This is a genomic window from Pseudomonas sp. WS 5411, from assembly GCF_012985595.1.
Lineage (GTDB): Bacteria > Pseudomonadota > Gammaproteobacteria > Pseudomonadales > Pseudomonadaceae > Aquipseudomonas > Aquipseudomonas shahriarae.
Genome location: NZ_JAARMC010000002.1, coordinates 430,116 through 454,509, shown reverse-complemented (window position 1 = coordinate 454,509; position 24,394 = coordinate 430,116). Strand labels below are relative to the sequence as shown.

Genomic DNA, 24,394 nt, shown 5'->3' with positions numbered 1-24,394 from the left:
CCTAGTGCTGCTGTGCAAGACACTCGCGCAATGCTTCGCGCCATTGCGGTTGGCCGACGTGCCATTGTTGTTGCAGGCGGCTGCAGTCCAGGCGCGAGTTCAACGGGCGCTTGGCGGGCGTGGGGTAGTCGCTGGCGGGAATCCCTTCCAGCTCGGCGCACGCCTTGCCTTCGGCCAGCAGTTGCTCGCCAATGGCCTGGGCAAAGCCGAACCACGAGGTCTCGCCCTGGGCCGTCAAGTGATAGACGCCCCAGTCCCCGGCTTGGCCGGCCTGCCAGCGCTCGATCAGTGCCCGGGTGCTGTTGGCGATGGTCCCGGCCCAGGTCGGCGCGCCGATCTGATCGGCGACGATACGCATCTGCGGTTTTTCCTGGAGCAGGCGCTGCATGGTCAGCAGGAAATTCTTGCCGTGGCTCGAATACACCCAACTGGTACGCAGGACCAGGTACTGACCGCCCACCGCCGCGATGGCCTGCTCGCCCGCCAGCTTGCTCTGGCCGTAGACACCCAACGGGTTGGGCGCATCGTCCTCGGTGTAGGGCGCCGGCTTGCTGCCGTCAAACACATAGTCGGTGGAGTAGTGGATCAACGGGATGCCCAGGGCCTTGGCTTCTTCGGCGAGGATGCCGGGCGCCGTGGCATTGATCGCGAAGGCCACCTCGGGCTCGTTCTCGGCCTGGTCGACAGCAGTATGGGCCGCCGCGTTGATGATCAGCCCAGGGCGATGGCTGCGCACCTGTTGGCGGATCTGCTCGGGGTTGGCCAGGTCGAGCTGGTCGCGACCGAGCACGACCAGTTCACCCAGGCCCTGGAGCCGCAGTTGCAGCTCGCGGGAAACCTGGCCGTGTTGGCCGGTGATGAGGATTTTCAGGGGTTTGTTCATGGGAACAGCTCGGCTTCCAGCAGAGGCTTGCCGTTCTGGTCCTTGGCGGACAGTTGTGGCGGTTCGGTCAGTTGCCAGTCGATAGCCAGCGTTGGGTCATTCCACAGAATGCAGCGCTCGGCACTTGGCTGGTAATAGTCGGTGGTCTTGTAGAGGAACTCGGCGTAGTCGCTCAGCACCACGAAGCCGTGGGCAAAACCTTCCGGTACCCACAGTTGGCGATGATTCTGCGCAGACAGGCGCACACCGATCCATTGGCCGAAATTCGGCGAGCTGCGGCGGATGTCGACCGCCACGTCCAGGACCTCGCCGGCGCTGACGCGCACCAGTTTGCCCTGGGTGTGTTCCAGCTGGTAATGCAGGCCGCGCAACACGCCTTTCTGTGAGCGTGAATGGTTGTCCTGAACAAAAGTGCGCGTAAGGCCGGTGGCCTCTGCAAAAGCGCGAGCGTTGAAACTCTCGTAGAAAAAACCGCGTTCGTCACCGAACACTTTAGGTTCGATGATCAGCACACCGGGCAGGGAGGTTTCCACGATATTCACTGGTGCTCTCCCGCCAGGGCGAACAGGTACTGCCCATAGCCGGTCTTGCCAAAATATTTAGCGCGCTCGAGCAAGTGCTCACGGTCGATCCAGCCGCTCTGGTAGGCGATTTCTTCCAGGCACGCGACTTTCAAGCCCTGGCGGTGCTCGATGGTTTGCACATACTGCGAAGCCTCCAGCAGGCTGTCATGGGTACCGGTGTCGAGCCAGGCGAAGCCCCGGCCAAAGCGCTCAACCTGTAGGTCGCCGCGTTGCAGGTAGGCATTGTTGACGTCGGTGATTTCCAGTTCGCCACGGGGTGACGGTTTGATCGCCTTGGCAATCTGGATCACGTCGTTGTCGTAGAAATACAGGCCTGTTACGGCGTAGCTGGATTTGGGCTTGAGGGGCTTTTCTTCGATGGACAGGGCGCGACCTTCGCTGTCGAAGTCGATCACGCCAAAGCGTTCCGGGTCCTTGACCCAGTAGCCGAACACAGTGGCGCCCTTGTCGCGCTTGACGGCGCTGTGCAGTTGCTGGCTGAAGCTCTGACCATGGAAGATGTTGTCGCCCAGAATCAGGCACACGGGATCCTTGCCAATAAATGCTTCGCCAATCAGGAACGCCTGGGCCAGGCCGTCCGGGCTGGGTTGTTCGGCATAACTGAAGGTAACCCCGAACTGGCTGCCGTCTCCCAGCAGGTTGCGGTACTGCGGCAGGTCCGCTGGGGTCGAAATCACTAGGATCTCCTTGATCCCGGCCAGCATCAGCACCGAGATCGGGTAGTAGATCATCGGTTTGTCATAGACCGGCAACAACTGCTTGGACACGCCCAGGGTAATGGGGTGCAAGCGGGTGCCGGAGCCGCCGGCCAATACAATTCCCTTCATCATGCGATCAGATCCTTTAGGTCGGTGTTACCCAGTCGTTGTCCTTGATAGCTGCCGTCCTGGACTCGGCGGCACCATTGCAGGTTATCCAGATACCACTGAACGGTCTTGCGCAGGCCGGTTTTGAAGGTTTCTTCAGGAACCCAGCCCAGTTCGCGCTCGATCTTGCTGGCGTCGATGGCGTAACGCTGGTCGTGGCCTGGGCGATCCTTGACGAAGGTGATCAGGTCGGTGAACTGCGCAACGCCGGCCGGACGCTGTGGCGCCAGCTCTTCGAGCAGTGCACAGATGCTACGCACCACGTCGATGTTCTTCTGCTCATTGTGCCCGCCGATGTTGTAGGTCTCGCCCACCACACCTTCGGTGACCACTTTGAGCAATGCACGGGCATGGTCTTCGACATACAGCCAGTCGCGCACTTGCAGGCCATCGCCATATACCGGCAGGGGCTTGCCTGCCAAGGCATTGAGGATCACCAGGGGGATCAGTTTCTCGGGGAAGTGGAACGGCCCGTAGTTGTTCGAGCAGTTGGTCAGCAGCACCGGTAAACCGTAGGTGCGCTGCCAGGCGCGAACCAGGTGGTCGGACGCGGCCTTGCTCGCAGAGTAAGGCGAGCTTGGCGCGTAAGGCGTGGTTTCGGTGAACAGGTCATCCACACCATGCAGGTCGCCATACACTTCGTCGGTGGAAATGTGATGGAAGCGGAAGGCGCTCTTGGCCGGCTCTGCCAACTGTTGCCAATAGGCGCGAGTGGCTTCCAGCAGGCTGTAGGTGCCGACGATGTTGGTCTGGATAAAGTCCGACGGACCGTCGATGGAACGATCGACATGGGACTCGGCCGCCAGGTGCATGATGGCCTGGGGCTGGAAGCGTGCCAGCACGGCGCTGACGGTGGCCTGGTCGATGATATCGGCCTGGACGAATTCATAGCGGGTGTTGGTCGCGATGCTGGCCAGCGACTCAAGATTGCCAGCGTAGGTCAGTTTGTCGAGGTTGAGCACTTCATGCCCGGTATGTTGAATCAAGTACCGGACCAGAGCCGAGCCAATAAATCCTGCACCGCCGGTAATAAGAATGCGCATGTCGAGAGCCCTTTTCCTTAGACAGACATAAAGCGAATGGAGCATAGCTTGTGTTGTGGCGCGAGCCGGTGCAAGGGCGCGCGGTCAGATCGCCGGCCTGGCCGTCTTCCAGGGGTTGCGCAACCCCCGTCAACAATGGCGATATAGGCACCGGACAAAAAACCAGGGGCCGTCACATGTTGCTCGATACATTGATCCACCGCGCCAGTTTGCCGTGCCCTCAAGTCGGGCCGGAGCAAGCCTTGCAGTTGCTTGAGCAACATTACGGCCTCAGTGGCACGCTGCAGTCCCTGGGCAGCCAGCAAGACCTCAATTACCGGGTCGACAGTGACCGGGGCCGCTTCGTCCTGAAAATCTGCCGTGGCGAGTATGCCGCCGTTGAGTTGCACGCCCAGCACGCCGCCCTGGCGCACCTGCAGGCGCATGCGGCGGTTCGGGTGCCCACGGTCATCAGTACCCTTGATGGCGAGCAGCTGCTGAGCCTGACGGTGGCCGGGCAGGCGGTGCACCTGCGGGTGCTGGACTATATCGACGGCCAGCCGCTGACCCACCTGCCGCACCTGGGCCGTGAGCTGATCGCCGGGTTTGGCCAGCTGTGCGGGCAGATGAGCCGGGCATTGGCCGGCTTCGCCCATGAGGGCCTGGAGCGCACCCTGCAGTGGGACCCGCGCCACGCCCTGGAACTGATCCGTCATTTACTCTCGACACTCGACAACCTGCCCCAGCGTACGGCCCTGGAACAGGTCGCCGCCCAGGTCGAGCAGCGCCTGCGCCCCCTGGCCGAGCAATTGCCGTGGCAGGCGGTGCATATGGATATCACCGATGACAACGTGGTGTGGCAGCGGGATGCCGAGCGGCATTGGCAGGTGCAGGGCGTTATCGACTTCGGTGATTTGGTGCATACCTGGCGGATTGCCGATTTGTCGGTGACCTGCGCCGCGTTATTGCACCACGCCGACGGCGACCCGTTTGCGATCCTGCCGGCGATCCAGGCCTGTCACGCGTTGACCCCTTTGCAACCCCAGGAATTGCAGGCGTTGTGGCCGCTGATTGTGGCCCGTGCGGCGGTTCTAGTCCTGAGCAGCGAACAGCAGCAGCGTCTGGACCCAGATAACTCTTACCTGTTGAAGAATGCCGAGCACGAGTGGGAAATTTTCCACGTTGCCAACTCGGTGCCGTTTGAATTGATGGAGGCGGCGATCCAGGCGTGCGTCGGTGCAACCCCCAAACCAGTGGCCAGCGAAGGTTTTGCCCCGCTGCTGCCGGGCCTGGTGGGGCGCGAGTTCGCGCTGATCGACCTGGGTGTACTCAGTGAGCATTTCGAAGCCGGAAACTGGGAAACCCCTGGCATCGACCAACATCTATTGCAGCAGGCTGCAACGGTCCACGGCTTGGCGGCCAGTCGTTATGGTCAGTATCGCTTGTCCCGCACGCGCCCAGACTGCGCGAGCGAACCGCACACGTTCGCCCTGCACGTCGAACTGTATGTGCCCCAAGGCAGCGTCGTAGAGGCGCCGTTCGCCGGCATCCTGCGCAGCACTGCCGATGGCGTATTAAGTCTGCATAGCGCGCAACTGAATGTACGGCTACAGGGCCTGAAAAATGCCTTGCAACCCGGTGCCGCAGTGCTCAAGGGCCAGGTCCTGGGGGAGGCGTGCGGGGCATTGACCGTGCAACTGTGCCGGGTTGACCTTGATCCGCCATTGTTCTGCACGCCGTCCCGCGCTGCGGCCTGGCAGGCGTTGTGCCCATCGCCGGCGACGCTGCTGGGCCTGGCCTGTGACGCCGAGCCGGAGGTGGATCCAGAAGCCTTGCTGGCCCGGCGCGATGCCAGCTTCGCCCGCTCGCAGAAGCACTATTACGTCGACCCGCCGCGCATCGAGCGTGGCTGGCGCAATCATCTGATCGACATGCAGGGCCGCTCGTACCTGGACATGCTCAACAATGTCGCGGTACTGGGCCACGGCCATCCGCGCATGGCCCAGGTGGCGGCGCGGCAGTGGTCGCTGCTCAACACCAACTCACGCTTTCATTACGCCGCAATTGCCGAGTTTTCCGAGCGTCTGCTGGCGCTGGCGCCCGAGTCCATGGACCGCGTGTTCCTGGTCAACAGTGGCACCGAAGCCAACGACCTGGCGATCCGCCTGGCCTGGGCCTACAGCGGCGGGCGCGACATGCTCAGTGTGCTGGAGGCCTATCACGGCTGGTCGGTGGCGGCCGATGCGGTGTCCACCTCGATCGCCGACAACCCCCAGGCCCTGAGCAGCCGGCCCGACTGGGTGCACCCCGTGACCGCGCCCAATACCTATCGCGGCGAATTCCGTGGCCCGGACACTGCACCGGATTACGTGCGCAGCGTTGAGCACAACCTGGCGAAAATCGCCGCCAGCCAGCGCCAGTTGGCGGGCTTTATCTGCGAACCGGTATATGGCAATGCCGGTGGCATCTCCCTGCCACCGGGCTATTTGCAGCAGGTGTATGCCCTGGTGCGCGCCCAGGGTGGGGTGTGTATCGCCGATGAAGTGCAGGTTGGCTATGGGCGCATGGGCCATTTCTTCTGGGGCTTTGAAGAGCAGGGCGTGGTGCCGGACATCATCACCATGGCCAAGGGCATGGGTAACGGCCAGCCGTTGGGTGCGGTGATCACCCGCCGGGAAATCGCCGAAGCGCTGGAGGCTGAAGGGTACTTCTTCTCGTCCTCCGGCGGCAGCCCGGTCAGTTGCCGGATTGGTCTGGCGGTGCTGGATGTGATGGAGCAAGAAAAGCTCTGGGAAAACGCCCAGGTGGTCGGCGGGCACTTCAAGGCGCGGCTCGAGGCGCTGATCGAGCGCCATCCGCTGGTGGGGGCGGTGCATGGCTCGGGCTTTTATCTGGGGCTGGAGTTGGTGCGGGACCGGCAGACTCTGGAGCCGGCGACGCAAGAAACCGCCAAGCTGTGTGATCGCTTGCGTGAGCTGGGGATTTTTATGCAGCCGACCGGGGACTATTTGAACATCCTCAAGATCAAGCCGCCGATGGTCACGTCTAAACGCAGTGTGGATTTCTTTGTCGACATGTTGTCGAAGGTGCTGGATGAAGGGTTGTAACCCCCTTCAATAAATTGAAATGCTCCCACAGTTGATTGGGGTTTCACTTTTAAAGCCGATTGTTATCGGTAATATTTTGAGTTTTTTAGATAGTCGGATGTTTGCGCGCTTTAAAAGCCGATTTTTATCCGCTATAAAGTCGCGCAGCATTCCCCTTTCTGTCATCGGCCCTGGTTATCCTGGCCGCTGACCACCGCCCAGGAGATGATTCATGAGCCGTATCGTTACCGTCGCCGCTACCCAGATGGCTTGTTCCTGGGACCTTGAAGCCAATATCGAGACCGCTGAAAAGCTGGTCCGTGAGGCCGCCGCCAAAGGCGCGCAGATCATCCTGATCCAGGAACTGTTCGAAAGCCCGTACTTCTGCCAGAAGCCGAACCCGGACTATCTGCAACTGGCGACCTCGGTTGACGACAACGTGGCCATCAAGCACTTCCAGAAAATCGCCAAGGAACTGCAAGTGGTGCTGCCGATCAGCTTCTTCGAACTGGCTGGCCGTGCGCGTTTCAACAGCATCGCGATCATCGACGCCGACGGCTCCAACCTCGGGATTTATCGTAAAAGCCACATTCCGGATGGCCCTGGCTACCACGAAAAGTACTACTTCAACCCGGGCGATACCGGCTTCAAAGTGTGGAACACCCGCTACGCGAAGATCGGCGTGGGCATCTGCTGGGACCAGTGGTTCCCGGAATGCGCCCGCAGCATGGCGCTGCAAGGTGCAGAGATCCTGTTCTACCCGACCGCCATCGGCAGCGAGCCACACGACAAGACCATTTCGTCCCGCGACCACTGGCAGCGCGTGCAACAAGGCCATGCCGGCGCCAACCTGATGCCGCTGATCGCCAGTAACCGCATCGGCAACGAAGAGCAGGACGGCTACGACATTACCTTCTACGGCTCGTCGTTCATTGCCAACCAGTTCGGCGAAAAAGTCGAAGAGCTCAACGAAACCGCAGAAGGCATCCTGGTGCACAGCTTCGACCTCGATGAGCTGGAGCACATCCGCAGCGCGTGGGGCTCGTTCCGTGATCGCCGGCCGAACCTGTACGGCGCGCTCAAGACCCTCGACGGTTCCCTGGAGTCCTGATCGCCATGACCACTTTGCACAGCACGCCTCGCGCTGACGGCTTTTATATGCCAGCCGAGTGGGCGCCCCAGACCCAGGCCTGGATGATCTGGCCCGAGCGCCCCGACAACTGGCGCCTGGGCGGCAAGCCGGCGCAGGCGGCCCATGCGGCAGTGGCCAAGGCCATTGCGCGTTTTGAACCGGTGACGGTTGCGGTCTCCGCCGGCCAGTACGAAAACGCCCGGGCGCGCCTGGATGTGCCGAATATCCGAGTGGTGGAGATGTCCAGCGACGATGCGTGGGTACGCGACAGCGGGCCGACCTTCGTGATCAATGACCAGGGCGAAGTGCGTGGCGTGAACTGGGATTTCAACGCCTGGGGCGGGTTTGACGGTGGCTTGTATGCGCCGTGGAACCGCGATTCCCAGGTGGGCGGCAAGATCCTTGAGATCGAGCGCAGCCCGCGTTATCGCACCGAAGGTTTTGTGCTGGAGGGCGGCTCGATCCACGTTGATGGTGAAGGCACGCTGATCACCACCGAGGAATGCCTGCTTAATCGTAATCGCAACCCGCACCTGGGCCGCGAAGAGATCGAAGCGGTCCTGAGCGCCAACCTGGCTGTGGATAAGATCATCTGGCTGCCCGACGGTCTGTTCAACGACGAAACCGACGGCCATGTGGATAACTTCTGCTGCTACGTGCGCCCGGGCGAAGTATTGCTGGCCTGGACCGACGACCCGCAAGACCCGAACTATGCGCGCTGCCATGCCGCCATGGACGTGCTGCAAAACAGCACAGACGCCAAGGGCCGCGCGTTTATCGTACATAAAATGCCGATCCCGGGGCCGTTGTACGCCACTGAGGAAGAGTGCGCCGGTGTCGATCCGGTGGACGGTTCCCAGGAGCGTAATCCGACCGTGCGTTTGGCCGGTTCGTACGTCAACTTTCTGATCGTCAACGGCGGCATTATCGCGCCGAGTTTTGACGACCCGCTGGACAGCCGCGCCGAGGAAATCCTTCAGGGCCTGTTCCCGCAACATGAAGTGGTGATGGTGCCAGGTCGTGAACTGTTACTGGGGGGCGGCAATATCCACTGTCTGACCCAACAACAGCCCGCGCCGCACAAAAACTGAGTGCACTTGTAACAGGCGATTTCGCCGTACGACGGCTGATCGCCAGCCACTGCACTGGGCAATAACAGCAAGCCCACGGCCCATTGGGGCCGTGGGCTTTTTTGTGTGTGCAAGCCCGTAAATCGGGCTTATTGGCATAGCTCTTGTATCGGCGTTGTGACAGTGATCGGGGTTTGTGACTGCACAGTTCTGTCATAAACCTTGAGTAAGTTAGCCGCTCAAGCAGTAGGAGAGAGCGCTGAAATGAACGCCGATATCAACCTGGTCTATACACGCGCGCCCCATCCTTCGGTCGTGCGAGGTGACGCGATTCACACGCTGGCACTTTGGTTGAAGGCAAACGGCTCGCGCCGGATCCGGCAGGCTGATCCACGCAGGGTGATGAGTGAGCGCTACCCGCTGGGGTTGTTCAGTGAGGATGAAGTGCAGGTGCTGTGCGAATTGATCCGCAACTGACTGACACTGATCTGCAAGTGTGGGAGCGGGCTTGCCCTAATGCCAGTCAGTTAAGCGCAGATCCCCTGTGGGAGCGGGCTTGCTCGCGAAAGCAGTGGGTCAGTCAACATTAATGTTGGCTGGGCCGACGTCTTCGCGGCGATGCGGCGATCCGACAACCCGCTCCTACATGAGCCGCATGTGGCTTAGAAGTTGTACGTCCCCGTTACCACCAGGCTGCGCGGCTCACCAAACTGGATCTGGTTGGCGCTGGTCGCCGACGCGTAGTACGTCTTGTCGCTGATGTTATTGAGCGCCGCCTTCACATCCCAGTCCTTGTGCCGGAACCCGGCCAGGGCGTCCCAGCGGCCATAGCCCGGCAGCACCACGGTGTTGGCGTTATCGGCATAACGATCACTCACCAGGGTCAGACCGGTTTCGGCGTACCAGCCCATTTCCGGTTTCCAGGTAACGAACAGGCTGGCGTTGCGCTTGGCCACGTCGCTGATGCGTTTGCCTTCAAAGCCATTGTTGTCTTTCACCACCTTGGCATCCTGCACGCCGATGCCGCCGCGTACATACCAGTTGCCGACGATTTTGCCGGTGGTGGTCAGCTCGATACCACGGGAACGCTGGATTCCGCTGAGCAGGGTGATCAGTGGCTTCTCCGGGTCGCGGGTGCGGCGGTTGTAGAGCTCCAGTTCATACACGGCGAGGGTGGTGCTCAAGCGGTCGTCGAGCCAGTCGCTCTTGACCCCGATTTCCTTTTGCTTGGTCAGCTCGGGGCTCAGGTCATTGGTATTGTCCGTCGCATTCGGGGTGATGCCGATCAGGCCGCCGCCGGTGGGGGAAAACGTCTTGCTCCATGACGCGTAGAACGAATGGTTCTCCACCGGCGTCCACACCACGCCCAGCCGTGGGCTGGTGTTGTGGCTGTCGACCTTTTTGCGCAGGTTGATGATTTTATTGGTGGTGTCCACTTCAAAACGGTCGTAGCGCAAACCCGCGAGCAACTGCCACTGATCGTTCAGGCGCAGTTGGTCCTGCACATACAGGCCTTGGCTTTCGACCTCGGTGTGGTTGTTGCTCGAGATCGTCATCGGCCCGGTATGGCTCAGGTGGCGGTTGGGGTGGTTCAGATCGAGGCCGGGCACTGTGGCCGTTACCGCGCTGTACAACTTCGGATCACGGCGCTGGCTGCCCAGCTCCACGCCGGTCAGCAGGCGGTGTTCCAGGCCAAAGGTATTGAAGCCACCTTCGAGTTCGACGTTATTGAATACGTTGCGCGTCGTCAGGTCTTGCTGCCAGCGCTGGCGCGCGACGGTGTTGGTCTTGGGGGCGTAGCCGTTCAGGTAGGTGTTGTCGAAGTCACTGTCGAGCTTGAATACGCCCAGGGTGTGGCGCAGTTGCCAGCTGTCGTTGAGTTCATAGGCGAGCTTGGAGCGCAGGGACTGGGTGGTGTCGTCGATATAGTCCCGTGGGTCGCCGTAGGTGGTGTCGCGGCTCACATCGGCCGGGCGCCCGCGCACGCCGGGGATGCCACGGTCCGGGGTGCGGTCGTAGCGGCTGTATTCGTATTGCACCAGCCAGTTCAGTTGCGGGGTCAGTTGCCAGCTTATCGACGGCGCGAACAGTTTGCGGTTGCCGCTGATGCCGTCGCGGAAGCTGTCGGTGTCCTCGTTGCCCATGTTCAGGCGCAGGCTGATGTTCTCGGTCGGGTCAGCGCTCAAGTCGGTGTACAGACTGCGCAGCCCGTTCGTGCCGCCCTGGGCCTCGAGGCTGGAGGCCCGCCCGGCCTGGGGCATTTTGCTGACGCGGTTGACGATCCCGCCCTGGCCACCACGGCCGTACAACACGGCGGCGGGGCCCTTGAGCACGTCGATGCGTTCGATGTTGTGCAGGTCGCGCACGTACTGGCTGTCGTCGCGAATGCCATCGAGGTAGAAGTCGTTGCTGGCTTCGAAGCCACGGATGCGCAAACTGTCAAAGCGCGTGTCGGCGCCGCTGCTGACGTTGGGGATGCCACTCAGGGCCTGGCCCAGGTCGTTGGTGCCGTAGGCGCGCAGGTTCTCGGTCTTTACCGAGTCGATCGCCTGGGGCACGTAGCGCACCGGCGTGCTTGTGCGCGTGGCGGTGTTGGTGTCTTTGACGCGCGGGTCGTCCTCGTCAGCTTCGGCGCTGATGGAGGTGGCGGGCAGTGTGGTCGCGGCGCAGGCAAATCCGGCGCACAGCAGTGCGGAAAGCCCAAGGGTTATGGGCGTCAGGCGAGAGGCAGGCATCGAGGGGCGCATCCGTAAGAAGGAAGAAGAAAACGCGCGAATGATAATGCTTGCTATTTGCGCGCGTTAATCATTCCTCGACCTTCCGCGAAAACAAATGTTTCAAGATGTGTTTTTTATGGAATTTTACGCCGCAGGGGAAAATGCGTTACCCACCAGCGGCTTATTCAGGCGATGAATTGGCCGAGCGTATATATCGCGTAAATAATGGCTAAATAATATCGCTTAGACTTTTTTTGCCTAAATACAGACGATTCACTAAATTGACATGCGGCTGAGGGCGCGGATAGGATTCGCCTCAACGCCTGTGGCTAACCGCCATGACTTCCCTATAAAAAAAGGCCCGCGGCAATTTCGGTCGTCCGCGGGCCTTTTTTTATCCGGGGAAAATTGATACCAAAAAAGCCAAATGGAGCCAGGTGTCACAGCGCGTACTCAACCAGTAATAAGGAATAAGAAAATGTTGAATAAACGGATGGGTCTGATTGCTCTGGGGATTTTGAGCGCTACTCAGGCAATGGCAAACGACCAGGAGCAATCCAAAGGCTTCGTGGAAGACAGCCACCTGAACATCGCGGCGCGTAATGCGTATATCAGCCGCGATTACAAAAACCGCAAGCAAGACAAAGCTGAATGGGGCCAAGGCTTTATCGGTAAGTTTGAGTCCGGCTTCACCCAAGGCACCGTCGGTGTGGGTGTGGACGTGATCGGCCAATACGCTATTCGCCTGGATGGTGGCCAAGGCCGCGCTGGTGCTGGCGGTATCGACTTCTTCAAGCAAGGCAACGGCACTGTTGATGCCAACGGCAAGCCAAACCCTGGTCCGGCACCACACGACCTGGCCAAAGGTGGCGCTGCCGTTAAGTTCCGTGTGTCCAACACTGTGCTCAAGTACGGTGATCAGTTCCCGGCCGTACCTGTATTGCAGTACGACAACTCGCGTCTGTTGTCGGAAACCTACACCGGTACTTCGATTGTTTCCAAAGAGATCGCTGGCCTGCAACTTGATGCTGGTCACTTCACCAAGGAAGCTCGCAAGAGCATGGAAGGCACCGACAGCGGCGGCCTGAAGAGCATCGACTACATCGGTGGTAGCTACAAATTCACCGAAAGCCTTTCGGCCGCGCTGTACGCTTCCGACATGCAAGACGTGCTGAAGAAGCAATACATCAACGTCAACTACGTGCTGGCCTTGCCACAAGAGCAGTCGCTGACTTTTGACTTCAACGGCTACAAAACCAAGCTGGACAAGAGCTTCGCTCTGGAAAACCAGAAGAACGAAGACGCCCGCGACAACAAGATCTGGAGCCTGGGCGCTACGTGGGCCGTTGGCGCGCATAGCTTCACTGTCGCTCACCAGCGCAGCACCGGTGACACTGGCTATCTGTACGGTGGCTACCGCAACGCTGGCGGTATCGGCGACGGCGGCAACACCATCCTGTTGGCCAACTCCTACTGGTCTGACTTCAACGCTAAAGACGAGCGTTCCTGGCAGGTTGGTTACGGTCTGGACTTCAGCGCCTTCGGCGTACCGGGCCTGACCTATAACGTCGCTTACGTGCGTGGCACCAACATTGACGACGGTACCAACCGTGGCGATGGTTCCGAGCGTGAAATCTTCAACCAGTTCAAGTACGTCGTACAAGCTGGTCCAGCCAAGGACCTGAGCCTGCGCGCTCGTGCATCCTGGTTGCGCGTTTCCAACAACGCCAGCGAATACAACGTTGGTGGTAACGAAATCCGTCTGTTCGCCGACTACCCGATCAACGTGTTCTAAGATCGTGCGTCGTGCCTGATACCAGGCAATAAAAAACCCCGACGTGTCGGGGTTTTTTTATGGCTGCCTGAAACCCTACGCCTTGACCTGCGCCAACTTCTGGCAGTTGGCCTTGCGTGTCGGGTACTGCCCGCATTTGCGCAGTACGCTTTGCACCTGTTGGGTGTTCTGCAGTTGCTGATTGGCCAGCAGCTTCTCGGTGATAAACAACTCTTCCGAACCCAGGTGGCGCTCGGCTGTGTCGATCATGGCCAGCGCGGCCTTGCCATCGCCGCGCTTGAGGTAGTAGCTGATCATCAAATCATAGGTCGAAGGCCCGGCCAGGGACCAGTCCCTGATCGCCTGCAATTGCTGGAGCGCCTCAGCGTTTTTGCCCTGGGCCAGGCGCACGGCGTAGGCGGTGCGGCGGATGTTCGGCTGGTCCTTGACCGGTGAACTCAAGGCGCGCCGGATAAACGCATCGGCCTCGGGCACCTTGTTTTTTGCCAGGGCGGCGGTGGCGGCGTAGGCGTCCTTGTAACCCTGCATGGCCTTGGCCACAGGGGCGGCGTCACGCACCTTCGGCCAGTTCGTGGTGTTGACCCGGGCGCGGCGCTCCTTGCGGTACTCGCGTTGCAGGTACTGGCGCAGCTCGGTGTCACGGTCGATGGCGGACATGTGGGAGCGGTTGAAGTAATCGGTGGTGGCGGTGATGGTATTGGTCAGGCCGTCCTTGACCAGCACGTCCAGCTCCTTGGTAAAGCGGTCGAGGTTGAACTGCTGCAATGAGTCTTGCATCGCATCCTTGCGGGCGGTGAGAAAACCCGTCAGCAATGGTTTCTGCTTGCCCTGGAAATCATTCAGGCGCTCCAGGCTGTGGGTGGCCGCACGGGGCGCGTAGCCGGCCCGGATCATCAGGTCGGTGCCGAGCAGATCGGCCTGGTCTTCCTGGCTGCGGCCCCACGCAGTGCTCCACACGTTGTCGGAAAAACTGTTGGCCAGCGAGGTATACAGCACAGTATTGCCGATGGTTTTTTGCGTGCCGGCCGGGTCCTTGCTGAACAGTTTCATGGTGCCTGAACTGCGGTCCACCCCGGTGTTGGCCGCCACGGTTGCCAGGGCCACTGTGGACGCCACGGTGGTGAACATATCCTTCTGCTGCTGGAAGGCAGCGGCGCGGTCATGGTGATGCAACAGCACATGGCTCATTTCGTGGCCGAGCATGGCGGCGATTTCATCTTCGCTGCCGACGTTCTCCAGCATGCCCAGGGGCACGAAGATATTGCCGTACGGGTCCGCCGACGGCCCGAAGGTGTAGCTGTCGGTGATCTTCACCTGCAACAGCGGCAACTGCCCCGGCCAGCCCTTGGACAGGCGCGTGACGATGCCCTGCAAGTACACCTGCAGCATCGGGATATCCACCAGGTTCTGCTGGCGCGCCTCGGCGGCAGGTACGGTGCGGCCGTCGTAGCTCAAGCGCTGCTGGCCCGCGCGCTGCGGGTCGAGCTTGTAGTACTGGCGCACGTCGGCGTTATCCACATAGTGGCCTTCGACGCGCGACTGCGTCGATGGCCCCACCAGGTTCATAAACGCCTGGTCTGCCCCCTTCAAGGTGGCGCAGCCGCTGAGCAATGCACTGGCCAGCAATAGATATCCCTTCACCGCGATACTCCCTTATTGATTGCAGCCGGCACCGTAGCCGAGGGTGGACTTGTTGTTACTGTCCTTGGCCAGGCTTTGGGGCATGAGCTGGCACGGCAGCTCGGTGACGTGGAAGGGCGGCTCGATGCGCAGGTCCCCGGTATCCAGCCAGACTTTCTGCCCAGCCAGTTCCACCTGGACCAGTTCCAGTTCCTTGTTGAGTTTCAACACCTGAACGGGTTGCTTGGGGGTGTCTTTGCGGGCGATTTCCCGCTGCAGCTTGCCCTGCTCGTCCACCACCTCCACCGGGTCGGCCAGGAACTCCTTGATGACGTGGGTTTCGGCCAGTACACCCTGGCTGTAGAGCGCGGCGAGTAACACGATGAGGATTCTGTTCATCCTTGGTTTCCTTGAGTGAGACGACATGGCGGCACCCTCAGCGGCCACGGTCGAAGAAAGCTTCGATCCGCTCGCTGAACAGCGCCAATGACAGCAAAACAATACCCAGCACGTTGACCAGGGTGATGTGGTTCAGATACAGCACCCAGCACACCGCCAGCAGTACCAGCATCACCAGCCCCCACGACGGGTAGGGTGTGGTGAAGAAGCGGGTTTCTTGATCCCGCCAGCGAGTCCAGGTTTGCAAACCGGCCAGGCGCCGTGCATGCAGGGCCTTGAGCACGATAATCAGCGCCAGCAGCCCAAGCTCCAGGACGTCTACCCAGTGCAGGTTCAACCTCGGGAAATTGGCCGGCTCGCGGTCGTAATCCATGCCCTTGTCGATCAGGTTGTCCAAAGCCATGGCATGCAGGTACACCCCGGGGATCAGCCCATGCACGGGCGACTGCACCAGGTCGCCGGTGGAGGTGATACTGGCCCCGACCATCACCAGTCGGTCGCGCAGCAACCCGGCCACCAACGCCTGGTCTTCCGGCGAGCTGACCTCCAGGTCGCTGGCCGACAGGGTCAGGCTATACGGGCAACGGGCCTGGGCGGAGTCGTCGAGTTTCCAGAACACCGCCTGGAACAATTGCGCCACCCCATCCAGCACAAAGTTGCGCGGTGGTGCGCAGTGCCGGATATCCGCGATCTGCGCCTGCTGCGGCGCCAGCTTCAAGCCCCACTGCACGGCGATCGGCTGTAGCTGTGCAGCGGCTTCAGCATCCCGCGGCAGTTGGTCGGCACACGGCTGGCCCTTGCAGAACTGGCGGTACAGCGCCAGGGCCGGGGTTTCCATTACCCCCAGCGCGGTCGGCATCGCCAAGGGGTACTTGTCGTCCACACCGTCCCAGACCACCAGCCCTGGCTGGCTGAACGCGGCAAATTGCTCAAGGGTATTGGCCTGCCCATTCTCGCCCCGTGTCACCCCGGTGTTGGCCAGCAGCAACGGAATGCCCCGGCGCTGATAGCGCTCGAACACATTCGCCAACAACTGGCTGCCCCGCGTCGGGTCGCCCAGGGAGTGATCGTGGCTGTACAGCAAATCCACAAACACCGCCTTGGGCTTGTAGGCCAGCAAGCGCTTGAACAACTTGCTCTGCTCGCTATACGGCATCGGCCATGAGGTGTTGTTGCGCATCAGGTAGGCGTCGTCGATCAACACCACGGTGATATGTTGCTGGCCGGTGCTCGGGTAATTGCTGGAGAACATCCGGTTGAGCCACTGGGCGGATGCCTTGTCACTGGAACTGGCCAGGCCGAAGGGGTCGAGCACCGCCAGCAACACGATAAAAAACGCGAGCAAATAGCGACGACGATTAAAAAGCGGCGGGTTCTTCGACATCCATGTCTCGATAAAAAACGGCGGGTGCTGTTGGGGGCAGGGTTCCCGCAGCGAATGCATGGGTTTTAAAGGACGGGGAGGGGGGTGTCAATTAGAAATATGGCTAAGTGCCATCTTGCGCGCGTCGCCCTTGGCATCAAGCGGCAGATGACGTCCTCGCTGGGCGCGATTTCACTAGCCCTACTGCCAAGGCCGACAAAATCAGCGCAATCGAGATTCCCTCGTTGAGATCGACCTGATGCCCCAGCAACAGCATGGAGCCGGTGACGCCAAACACCGGGATCAGCAACGACAACGGCGCCACTTTGGAGACCGGGTACTCGCGCAGCAGCAGGTTCCAGCCCCAGTAACAAAAGTGCGTAGCCGCGTACACTTGGAACAACAGTGAGAACACTGTCAGCCACTCCATATGGGTGACCAGCGCAGTGAATGGCGCCGATCCATGGGCCAGCCACGTCAGCAGCAACAACGGCAGCGGCGGGAACAGACTGGCCCACACCACAAAGGCAAACATCTCGCGCACTTTTGAGTGCTTGATGATGACGTTGCCCACACTCCAACTGAACGCACTTACCAGCAACAGGCCATAACCCAGGGTTGTCGCCTCGCCCGGACTGCTGGCGATAATACCGACCAGTCCTACAGCCGCCAACCCCACCCCGAGGATCTGCCCGACGCTCAGTTGCTCGCGAAACAACAACACCCCCCAACCCAGGGTAAAAAACGCACTGAACTGGATCAACAAGGCTGCCGTGCCTGGCGGTACACCCCATTCAATCCCCAGGTTGATCAAGGCCCACATTGCCACCCCGAAAATCAGCCCGTAGGCCACCAACCACTTCATGGCAATGGCCGGGCGCCGCACAAAAAACACCCACGGCAACGCCGCCAACGTAAAGCGCAGCGCAGTCAGCAACAGCGGATCAACCCCCGCCAGCCCCAACTTGGTAATCGGAAAATTCAGCCCCCAGACAGCCGTCACCAACACGGCCAGGGCCAGATGCTTCTTTTGCATGGTGTTCTGATTCCACAAAGCAGCGCCGGCACCTGTGTGCGCCAGCCAAGGCGCAACTATGCGCAATAGGCGCAATGGCTCGCTTGCACTATCAGGTCATAAATCATTAAATTCGGGCCATGCGCAAAACTGACATCGACCCCTACGAAAACACCCCCCGCGACGCCGTGGTCACCGCCAACGACTATGCCGATGGCCAGCACTTTGCGGTGCATACCCATCGCCGCGGGCAATTCGCCTACGCCGCCTGCGGCGTGATCACCGTCTTCACCCAACAGGGCAACTGGGTGGTGCCACCCCACCGCGCCATCTGGGTCCCGGCGGGCGTGCCCCACGAAATGAGCATGAGCGGCCCGGTGACCATGCTCAACACCTACATCCGCCCCCACGCCGCAACCCGCCTGAACCTGCCCGCGCAGTGCCAGGTATTCGGCGTATCGACGCTGCTGCGCGAACTGCTGACCCGCGCCATCGACATACCGGCGCTGTACGAAAAGGACCATCTGCACGGCCGCCTGATGACCCTGCTGCTCGACGAAATAGCCGACATGCGCCCCCTGTCACTCAACGCCCCACTCCCCAACGACCCCCGGCTGGCCCCCATCTGCCGCCACCTGCTGGAACAGCCATCACTGGAAACCAGCATCGACGACATGACCCAACGCCTCGGCATGAGCCGCCGCACCTTCACCCGCTTGTTTCGCCAGCAGACGGGCATCAGCTTTGTGGAATGGCGCCAGCAAGCCTGCCTGTTGGCGGCGGTGGTCAGGTTGGGGAACGGGGAGTCGGTGACCCGGGTGGCGATTGATTTGGGGTATAGCAGCTCGAGTGCGTTTACGAGTGTTTTCAGGCGGGTGTTGGGGGAGGTGCCTAGTCGGTATTTTGCGAAGGATTCGGTTGCTTGGGCTCAGGCCTAATGAGCATTTAGGCGCCCGACGCACAGCATCGGGCGCGAACGGCTTACTGCGGCTCAGGCCCCTCGGGCTGCATGGCCAGGAGCACATCGTCGAGGATCGCTTTACCCATCTCGCCCAGGTAGTGCGAAGAAAACGCATACTTTTCCCCGTCTACATCCATGGCGGCATCGAGCGAGAGAACATTGGCGTAGTAGAGCAGGTGGGAGGCGTGTTCAAGGGCTTCCTGGACGGGAATGCCGGCATTGACGCGGAAGACCTTCATATCGTGTTTGCTTTCGCCACAGTCTGCGAAGGTTACGGCACCGAGGGTGGTTGCTGGGGGGGAGGTGTTCATTGCTGGCCTCCGGAATACGGAAGGCCATAAGCGGGGAGTGCAGTGTGTCTTGAGGTCTTTTCGTACGGCATAAGCTTGCTCCTTTGGTACAACCAAAAAGAGCTGCCAGTCACGATTCCAAGCGTGAGGGTGGCAGCTGTACGCAGGTTGGAATCCGAGAAGAAGCGACTCGGCAGGCACGGGGCCTCCCACGTACAGCCGCCAAAAAGCACAAAAAACAGGCACAAAAAAAGCGCCCGCTGATTGCGTGACGACGCTGTAGCGTCTTCTTACTCGGGATTCCACGCCCGGTCACTGATGAGCAGCGACGTTGGGGAGGTTAGCGCGCCGGCGTATGGGGTGCAACTTGCAGGGTGTGGGATTTTTCTGGTGGAGCAGTTCTCCGGAATATCGGCGGTTCTGAGACCAATTCCGAGAAACAATAAAGCCTCCACATTTTTGTGGAGGCTTCGTTTAGTATGGTGGCACTAGGAGTCGAATCGGTTCTTAACCTATTGATTTTTAAGTATTGTTATTAAGTATCGTACTTTTCTATCTCTAAAAATACCTCAAGACCTTCGCTTTCTGAACCTACCTAAGGTAATGAGCTGATGGATAATCAAATTAGGATACATATTGTTACTTGGTGTCGTGTGTCAATGTGCTACTATTTTGAGGCTTTGGGTATAGATCCAAAGGTGCATCACAAGCTGTCAAGTCCCATGACGGCACCGACGGTTACGTAACCGACGGTGACGAGCAATGAGACTAGCAGCCCACGGATACTTATATTCATAGGTACTCCAAGTGTGACGCTGACATGATACGTCAATCCTAGCAATAGCGGCCAAGTCAGGAAACTGATTGAAGATGTGAGGAACATATGGGTTTATCCGATCAGGTGGTTTTGGATTGCCGCCATCCTAAGCCTGATCGGTTGGCTCTATATCTACGGAAGGATAAAGATAATGAAGGAATGGTTTAAATCCCGCGGCTATCTTCACTTCGATCCTCAAGTTAGTAAAATTGCGGCATCTCGCGTGGTTGCTGAACCTGAAGTAGTAGCAGCTCATTCTTTTTATCCGTTTATTAGATATGCAGTAAGCTCGCAGAAAGTTTTCTTCGATAAGACCTTTAAAAAGGTTGAGGCGAAGGAGCCAAAAGTCAGGCCCATATCTTATGCTTCACATATGGATAGCCATATTTATTCGTATTATTGCCAATTATTAAATAATCTTTATGAAGCGGAGCTTGCCTCTTGTTCATGGGGGAATTCAGTACTTGCGTTCAGGTCTTTAGGTAAGAGCAACATTGATTTCGCATATCAAGCATTTGTCGATATCTCTTCTAAGGGCGAGTGTTGTGCCATAGCTTTAGATGTGAAAGGGTTTTTTGATAATCTAAATCACAATACTCTCAAGCAGGCTTGGGGTAAGCTGCTGGGCTGCGCGAGTCTGCCTGCTGACCACTACAAGGTGTTCAGATCACTAACGAAGTTTTCGTTCGTTGATCGAGATGCATTGTATGAAAGGTTGGGAATATCAAAAAATAATCCTAGAAATAATAGAGTTCGTGTTTGTACTCCCTCGGAGTTTAGATGCGTAGTTCGTGCTGAGAAGTTTGTTGAGGTTAATACCGACATCAAAGGTATACCGCAAGGTTCTCCTATCAGTTCGATGCTTTCGAATATTTATATGATGGAATTCGATGCTGCCGTCTATGATCATGTATCTAGGCTCGGTGGGACCTACTACAGGTATTGCGACGATATCCTAGTAATCGTTCCTATTGGTTCAGAGGGTGGAGTGACGGATTTCGTGTCTTCCCAAATATCAAATATGAGGCTTGAGGTTCAAAGTTCAAAAACAGAAACTAGGACTTTCCGTATTGCACAATATGGGCTTAGAGCGGATAAACCCTTGCAGTATCTTGGTTTTATATTCGATGGGCAGCGAATTTATCTTCGCTCCGCGTCGCTTGCGAGATATCACGAGCGTAAGAGGAAGGGTGTGTGGCTAGCTCAGAAAACAATGGAAAAACGCAATGCGTTGCGAATTGAGCGTGGGCAATTGCCACGATCTATGTATCTCAAGAAACTTTATAGTCGATACTCTTACTTGGGGAGGCGGAATTTTATAGCTTATGGGTACAGGGCTGCCTCAATAATGGGATCGAATTCAATTAAGAAACAGCTTAAGTCACATTGGTCGCGTTTGCAAAATAGGATTGCGCTTGCCCAGGAGTAAGTTTTGTTAAATTCATGCTGGTTGTACGTCTACTGATACGCGGCTGATTTTATAAATCGCGACATTACCTCCCACGGCTTTGTCGGGGTTAAATAGAGCTAGGTTCATTCCCTCGCTAACCGAACTTCGATAAACGACCCCATCGTACCCACTCTTTTTTATAAACTCGCAAAGGTACTGGCTGGGGACATAATCAATCGCTGCTCCTTGTGGCAAGACTGGTCTAGTAAGCTCCTCTCCCAAGCGTTCGAGGAATGGTATATCCGCACGTAATTGGCCGATTGCACCAGCATCTCCCAGCAAAAATGGGGATACAAGCTTTCGGGGGTTCCGAAGATCTACCGCCTTGAGTGGCGGCTCGATTCTAAACTCGGCAACGCAGGCTATTTCACCCGTATGCGGACGTACTTCCGCAACTGCAGTGTCGGGCTTTGAGCCCACATATAAGTATGGGATCCCTGGTGGATTTGCTCGCCCATGAGAGGACAGTCGTTTCGGAGGCGGACCCATATCTCCAATTGGATAGGTAACGTCGCCGGTACGAATGCGCGCTCGATACCACAGGCTCGGAAGATCGTCAGCAGGAAGGTGGCTTAGAAGTTCTTTCAGCCGGTCGGTATCGAGCGGTTGATCCAAAAAATAACGATTTTTATACATTAATTCATCGCGTAAGGTCTCCCATCTAACTAGGACCTCACTCTTGTATCTTTCTGACGGTGAGAAACTTCTTCTAACTATTTCGCCGTCATCTAGGATTTCTCCAAGAAGTTCCTTTGAGTGTGCAACATCCATATGTGGATGTGAGAATAGTTGCCAATCTTCTTTTAACCATTCTACGAGTGACTTTCCATTTGGGTCTGGTTCATAAATGCTGATTAAAAGTTGGAACCAGTCTGCAAGAATTCGTGGGGGGACTAGTTCCACGTCTGTAGATTTGCAGAAGTCGCAAGCGCCTCTTCCATCAGAGATTAATGGAATAATATCTTTGCCTAAACCTCGGTCTCCGAAACACTCAGGACAACATTTGGTCATAGCTATTCTCAACTAAAAGATTTTGCGAGTGTCTCAATGTGATGATTTAGTGATAGCTTTTTCAAATATCCGAGACCTGGAAAGTGCCCTTTCTTCGATAGTTCACGCAACTCTTGGATCGCAGATGTTTCGTAGAGATTCGACTCGCCTGAGTCTAGTTTTTCTATTAGTTTTTTCAACGCTTCTGCGAATTTTCCCGCGGGATCGGTAGGAGTGTCCTGGCTATCGGATACGAAATGATAGACAAACATTGCATCATCTTGATCCGGGTCGATGAATGTTAAATGAATAGCTACGGCGTAGGCGGGGCCGCCTGACTCTGAGTAATCGTCGCCGACAATTGAGAAATCCCCAAATCCATTCATCCCTTCTTCTTCAAAGGTCACGTTCAGATCGCTAAATAATTCTACCGGGGGATAGTCACGGTTGCGACGGCGTTTAAACCCATCACGGAGGAGAATACGTTCGCTTCCTAAAAAATGCTTTCGATAGGTTTTTGGGCAATATGTTTCGTTAAATACATTGCGCGTTTCTTTGAGTCTGTCGCCAAGTGCTGTAGCAAGCTCTTTACCGTGGGTAAATCCCGCATGGATGAAGGTTAATTGATGGTTGGGATGTCGATTGCAGTGGACTATTGCCTCTGCCACGTCGATGTCCTGGCGCAATAATATTCCTACCCCAACGGAGTCCTTGCCTATGAAGGTTTTGAGTAACTCTGTTATTCCTGCTCCGTTCTCACGATGATCACCATGATATGGATTGACAATAACGACAACTTTTCCATGAGCATCGCAAACCGCTTTCAAGGACTTATCGAGCCCATTGAGCGCTTCCCGTACAGGCTCGATAATAGGGACAAAGCCAGATTTTGCGAAAATTTCAGCTTTCTCACGAACAGATATCAACTCAAATTGCTTACCACGAAAATATGGGTAATACATTATGTTTATGTCCAGTCCATGGCACTTGAAATTGGCGTGCGCAAAGCCGTGATAAGACGATTTTGATCTTCCGGGCGGATTTTGATCGAAAGTGCTGCTGGTTGAAGCGAAATGGGAAGGTTTACTACAAAATCACTGAGTGGAGCCAAGCTGCGCGTGCGTTTTAAAGTATCCACCATCGCTTGGTGTACCACTTCAGGGGCTAAGCCAGCAAAGCATTCGCGTAAAGCGCTATGAAGCATCGTATTTGGGACTTGGGGAGTAGCGACACCGAGTCCATTAAGGATTTCGCAAGCTTCGCTTGAACGGAGGGATTCAAAAATCGTAACAGGACAAACTCTGTCTGGGCGGTCAGCGGCATTTCGAATCGTAGTGATTTGATGTCGGCGAGTTAGACACATTACTCCGATATCAATGGGAGTATTCTCCAGTACGTCGTTAACATGTCCGTCCCCTACAATTACATATACCTTTGCGAAAACTTTCCGATAATTTGAGATTTGATTCGCTAAGCGAGTAAGCGAGTCTCTCTCAGACTTTATTTCATAAACGGTAGCTGTTCCGTTTAATATCGCAAGATCTGCTTTGCACGAGCCTGCCCTGAACTCTGTCAGCATGCATGCTGTATTGAGTGAATGCGTACCCAATAGAATATTTTGGGTTAAGGCTGCGCGATACACATACTCGTCGCGCATTCCGGAGCGGCGAAGAAGAGCGAATGCAGCATCGAACGCATCCCCGACACTCTGATCCGAAGCACAAGAAATTTTTGCCTGAGCCAACAGGCGAGCAAACAGACTCGACTGGCCCCGTTTCGCAATTTCTCGGAAAACGCCAGATGAAAATAGTCTCGACAGCGCTGAGAGCTGCGATGCGTTTGTTGACACGATCCCTCCAAGCTTTGCCTAACATTTGGAACGCAGGCGGTGCGCAATTCTAGATCATTAATTCCTATGCGGGAATTTTTAGATGGTTACCGGAGGCTCCCACCACCGCATAAACTGCGTTATTTAACCTCGTCTCATCATCATATGGCCCTGACGTCGGCGATTTTCAGCAATGTTTTCATCAGCCACGGCTTGCCTAGGCGAAAGCTAATCAGTCGTAAAGTGAGGTAATAGTAGTAGCGAGTCATGGCCGCCAGATGTTTCATTTCCTGATCGAGGAACCATCTGTAGTGCTTGAGCTACCACGTCCATGGATTATCTCGGTGCCAGCGATTAGAAATCGCCGCTTGAATGGCTTTCGCTTGGCGAAGGTGACGCTGGCGCGTGGTATGCGACCCGGTTAAGACACTCGTCAGGAACAGCTCCATATCAAATGGCTTGCTCATGCTCGGCGGAAAAGGGGACGGATTTATTTTCACCCGTAA

20 protein-coding genes and 1 pseudogene are annotated in these 24,394 nt (G+C 57.4%); 7 read left to right on the top strand and 14 right to left on the bottom strand.

Annotation, left to right across the window (positions count from 1 at the left end):
- Position 1: 1 nt before the first annotated feature.
- The 4 genes from rfbD to rfbB are packed head-to-tail and all read right to left on the bottom strand — an operon-like array spanning position 2 to position 3,376.
- Positions 2–883 (bottom strand): dTDP-4-dehydrorhamnose reductase, encoded by an 882-nt coding sequence (rfbD, locus tag HBR93_RS05835; protein ID WP_169959967.1) that lies wholly within the window; start codon positions 881–883, stop codon positions 2–4.
- Positions 880–1,425 carry a dTDP-4-dehydrorhamnose 3,5-epimerase gene (gene rfbC / locus HBR93_RS05830; protein WP_169959966.1) on the bottom strand — a complete coding sequence of 182 codons (546 nt, stop codon included), beginning with the start codon at positions 1,423–1,425 and terminating at the stop codon, positions 880–882. Before rfbC ends, rfbD begins: the two co-directional genes overlap by 4 nt.
- Entirely contained in the window at positions 1,422–2,297 is an 876-nt protein-coding gene (rfbA, locus tag HBR93_RS05825) for a glucose-1-phosphate thymidylyltransferase RfbA (RefSeq protein ID WP_169959965.1), read from the bottom strand. Before rfbA ends, rfbC begins: the two co-directional genes overlap by 4 nt.
- A complete protein-coding gene (gene rfbB / locus HBR93_RS05820) occupies positions 2,294–3,376 on the bottom strand; it encodes a dTDP-glucose 4,6-dehydratase (RefSeq protein WP_169959964.1) in 1,083 nt (360 codons plus the stop codon). Before rfbB ends, rfbA begins: the two co-directional genes overlap by 4 nt.
- A gap of 176 nt (positions 3,377–3,552) precedes the next feature.
- On the opposite strand from rfbB, the gene HBR93_RS05815 reads away from it, so the two are divergent.
- From HBR93_RS05815 to HBR93_RS05800, 4 genes are all read left to right on the top strand, one after another.
- On the top strand, positions 3,553–6,462 hold the full coding sequence (locus HBR93_RS05815) for an aminotransferase (RefSeq protein ID WP_169959963.1): 2,910 nt from the start codon (positions 3,553–3,555) through the stop codon (positions 6,460–6,462).
- 211 nt (positions 6,463–6,673) lie between these two features.
- A complete protein-coding gene (aguB, locus tag HBR93_RS05810; protein WP_057437091.1) occupies positions 6,674–7,552 on the top strand; it encodes an N-carbamoylputrescine amidase in 879 nt (292 codons plus the stop codon).
- Between the two features lie 5 nt (positions 7,553–7,557).
- Positions 7,558–8,664 (top strand): agmatine deiminase, encoded by a 1,107-nt coding sequence (gene aguA / locus HBR93_RS05805; RefSeq protein ID WP_057437092.1) that lies wholly within the window; start codon positions 7,558–7,560, stop codon positions 8,662–8,664.
- 243 nt (positions 8,665–8,907) lie between these two features.
- Complete coding sequence (locus HBR93_RS05800) at positions 8,908–9,120, top strand: hypothetical protein (protein ID WP_057437095.1); 213 nt, start codon at positions 8,908–8,910, stop codon at positions 9,118–9,120.
- A gap of 185 nt (positions 9,121–9,305) precedes the next feature.
- On the opposite strand, the gene HBR93_RS05795 is transcribed toward HBR93_RS05800, so the two are convergent.
- Positions 9,306–11,378 (bottom strand): TonB-dependent siderophore receptor, encoded by a 2,073-nt coding sequence (locus HBR93_RS05795; RefSeq protein ID WP_169959962.1) that lies wholly within the window; start codon positions 11,376–11,378, stop codon positions 9,306–9,308.
- Between the two features lie 460 nt (positions 11,379–11,838).
- On the opposite strand from HBR93_RS05795, the gene HBR93_RS05790 reads away from it, so the two are divergent.
- On the top strand, positions 11,839–13,155 hold the full coding sequence (locus HBR93_RS05790; RefSeq protein WP_169959961.1) for an OprD family porin: 1,317 nt from the start codon (positions 11,839–11,841) through the stop codon (positions 13,153–13,155).
- Positions 13,156–13,230: 75 nt separating this feature from the next.
- Here the strand turns inward: HBR93_RS05790 and HBR93_RS05785 are convergent, their stop codons facing one another.
- The 4 genes from HBR93_RS05785 to HBR93_RS05770 all read right to left on the bottom strand — a co-directional run bounded on the left by HBR93_RS05785 (position 13,231) and on the right by HBR93_RS05770 (position 17,573).
- Positions 13,231–14,796 carry a M48 family metallopeptidase gene (locus HBR93_RS05785; protein WP_169959960.1) on the bottom strand — a complete coding sequence of 522 codons (1,566 nt, stop codon included), beginning with the start codon at positions 14,794–14,796 and terminating at the stop codon, positions 13,231–13,233.
- Positions 14,797–14,808: 12 nt separating this feature from the next.
- Entirely contained in the window at positions 14,809–15,174 is a 366-nt protein-coding gene (locus HBR93_RS05780; RefSeq protein ID WP_057437096.1) for a hypothetical protein, read from the bottom strand.
- Positions 15,175–15,211: 37 nt separating this feature from the next.
- Positions 15,212–16,558: a CHASE2 domain-containing protein gene (locus HBR93_RS05775; RefSeq protein WP_169959959.1), complete on the bottom strand. Its 1,347-nt coding sequence runs from the start codon at positions 16,556–16,558 to the stop codon at positions 15,212–15,214.
- A 136-nt stretch (positions 16,559–16,694) separates the two neighbouring features.
- Positions 16,695–17,573: an EamA family transporter gene (locus HBR93_RS05770; protein WP_169959958.1), complete on the bottom strand. Its 879-nt coding sequence runs from the start codon at positions 17,571–17,573 to the stop codon at positions 16,695–16,697.
- A 119-nt stretch (positions 17,574–17,692) separates the two neighbouring features.
- Between HBR93_RS05770 and HBR93_RS05765 the strand changes: the two genes are divergently transcribed.
- Entirely contained in the window at positions 17,693–18,490 is a 798-nt protein-coding gene (locus tag HBR93_RS05765; protein WP_169959957.1) for a helix-turn-helix transcriptional regulator, read from the top strand.
- A 43-nt stretch (positions 18,491–18,533) separates the two neighbouring features.
- Here the strand turns inward: HBR93_RS05765 and HBR93_RS05760 are convergent, their stop codons facing one another.
- Positions 18,534–18,824 carry a DUF3077 domain-containing protein gene (locus HBR93_RS05760; RefSeq protein WP_057958022.1) on the bottom strand — a complete coding sequence of 97 codons (291 nt, stop codon included), beginning with the start codon at positions 18,822–18,824 and terminating at the stop codon, positions 18,534–18,536.
- A gap of 947 nt (positions 18,825–19,771) precedes the next feature.
- Between HBR93_RS05760 and drt2 the strand changes: the two genes are divergently transcribed.
- Entirely contained in the window at positions 19,772–21,049 is a 1,278-nt protein-coding gene (gene drt2 / locus HBR93_RS05755) for an antiviral reverse transcriptase Drt2 (RefSeq protein WP_178111972.1), read from the top strand.
- Between the two features lie 12 nt (positions 21,050–21,061).
- Here drt2 and HBR93_RS05750 read toward each other — a convergent pair whose 3' ends face one another.
- The 4 genes and pseudogenes from HBR93_RS05750 to HBR93_RS26880 all read right to left on the bottom strand — a co-directional run bounded on the left by HBR93_RS05750 (position 21,062) and on the right by HBR93_RS26880 (position 24,355).
- On the bottom strand, positions 21,062–22,081 hold the full coding sequence (locus HBR93_RS05750; RefSeq protein ID WP_169959956.1) for an RES family NAD+ phosphorylase: 1,020 nt from the start codon (positions 22,079–22,081) through the stop codon (positions 21,062–21,064).
- Between the two features lie 8 nt (positions 22,082–22,089).
- On the bottom strand, positions 22,090–23,022 hold the full coding sequence (locus HBR93_RS05745; RefSeq protein WP_169959955.1) for a sce7725 family protein: 933 nt from the start codon (positions 23,020–23,022) through the stop codon (positions 22,090–22,092).
- A 5-nt stretch (positions 23,023–23,027) separates the two neighbouring features.
- The gene (locus tag HBR93_RS05740; RefSeq protein WP_346266846.1) at positions 23,028–23,909 is read right to left on the bottom strand and encodes a sce7726 family protein; all 882 of its coding nucleotides are present in this window, start codon (positions 23,907–23,909) and stop codon (positions 23,028–23,030) included.
- Positions 23,910–24,049: 140 nt separating this feature from the next.
- A pseudogene (locus HBR93_RS26880) lies at positions 24,050–24,355 on the bottom strand (hypothetical protein).
- Positions 24,356–24,394 lie beyond the last annotated feature (39 nt).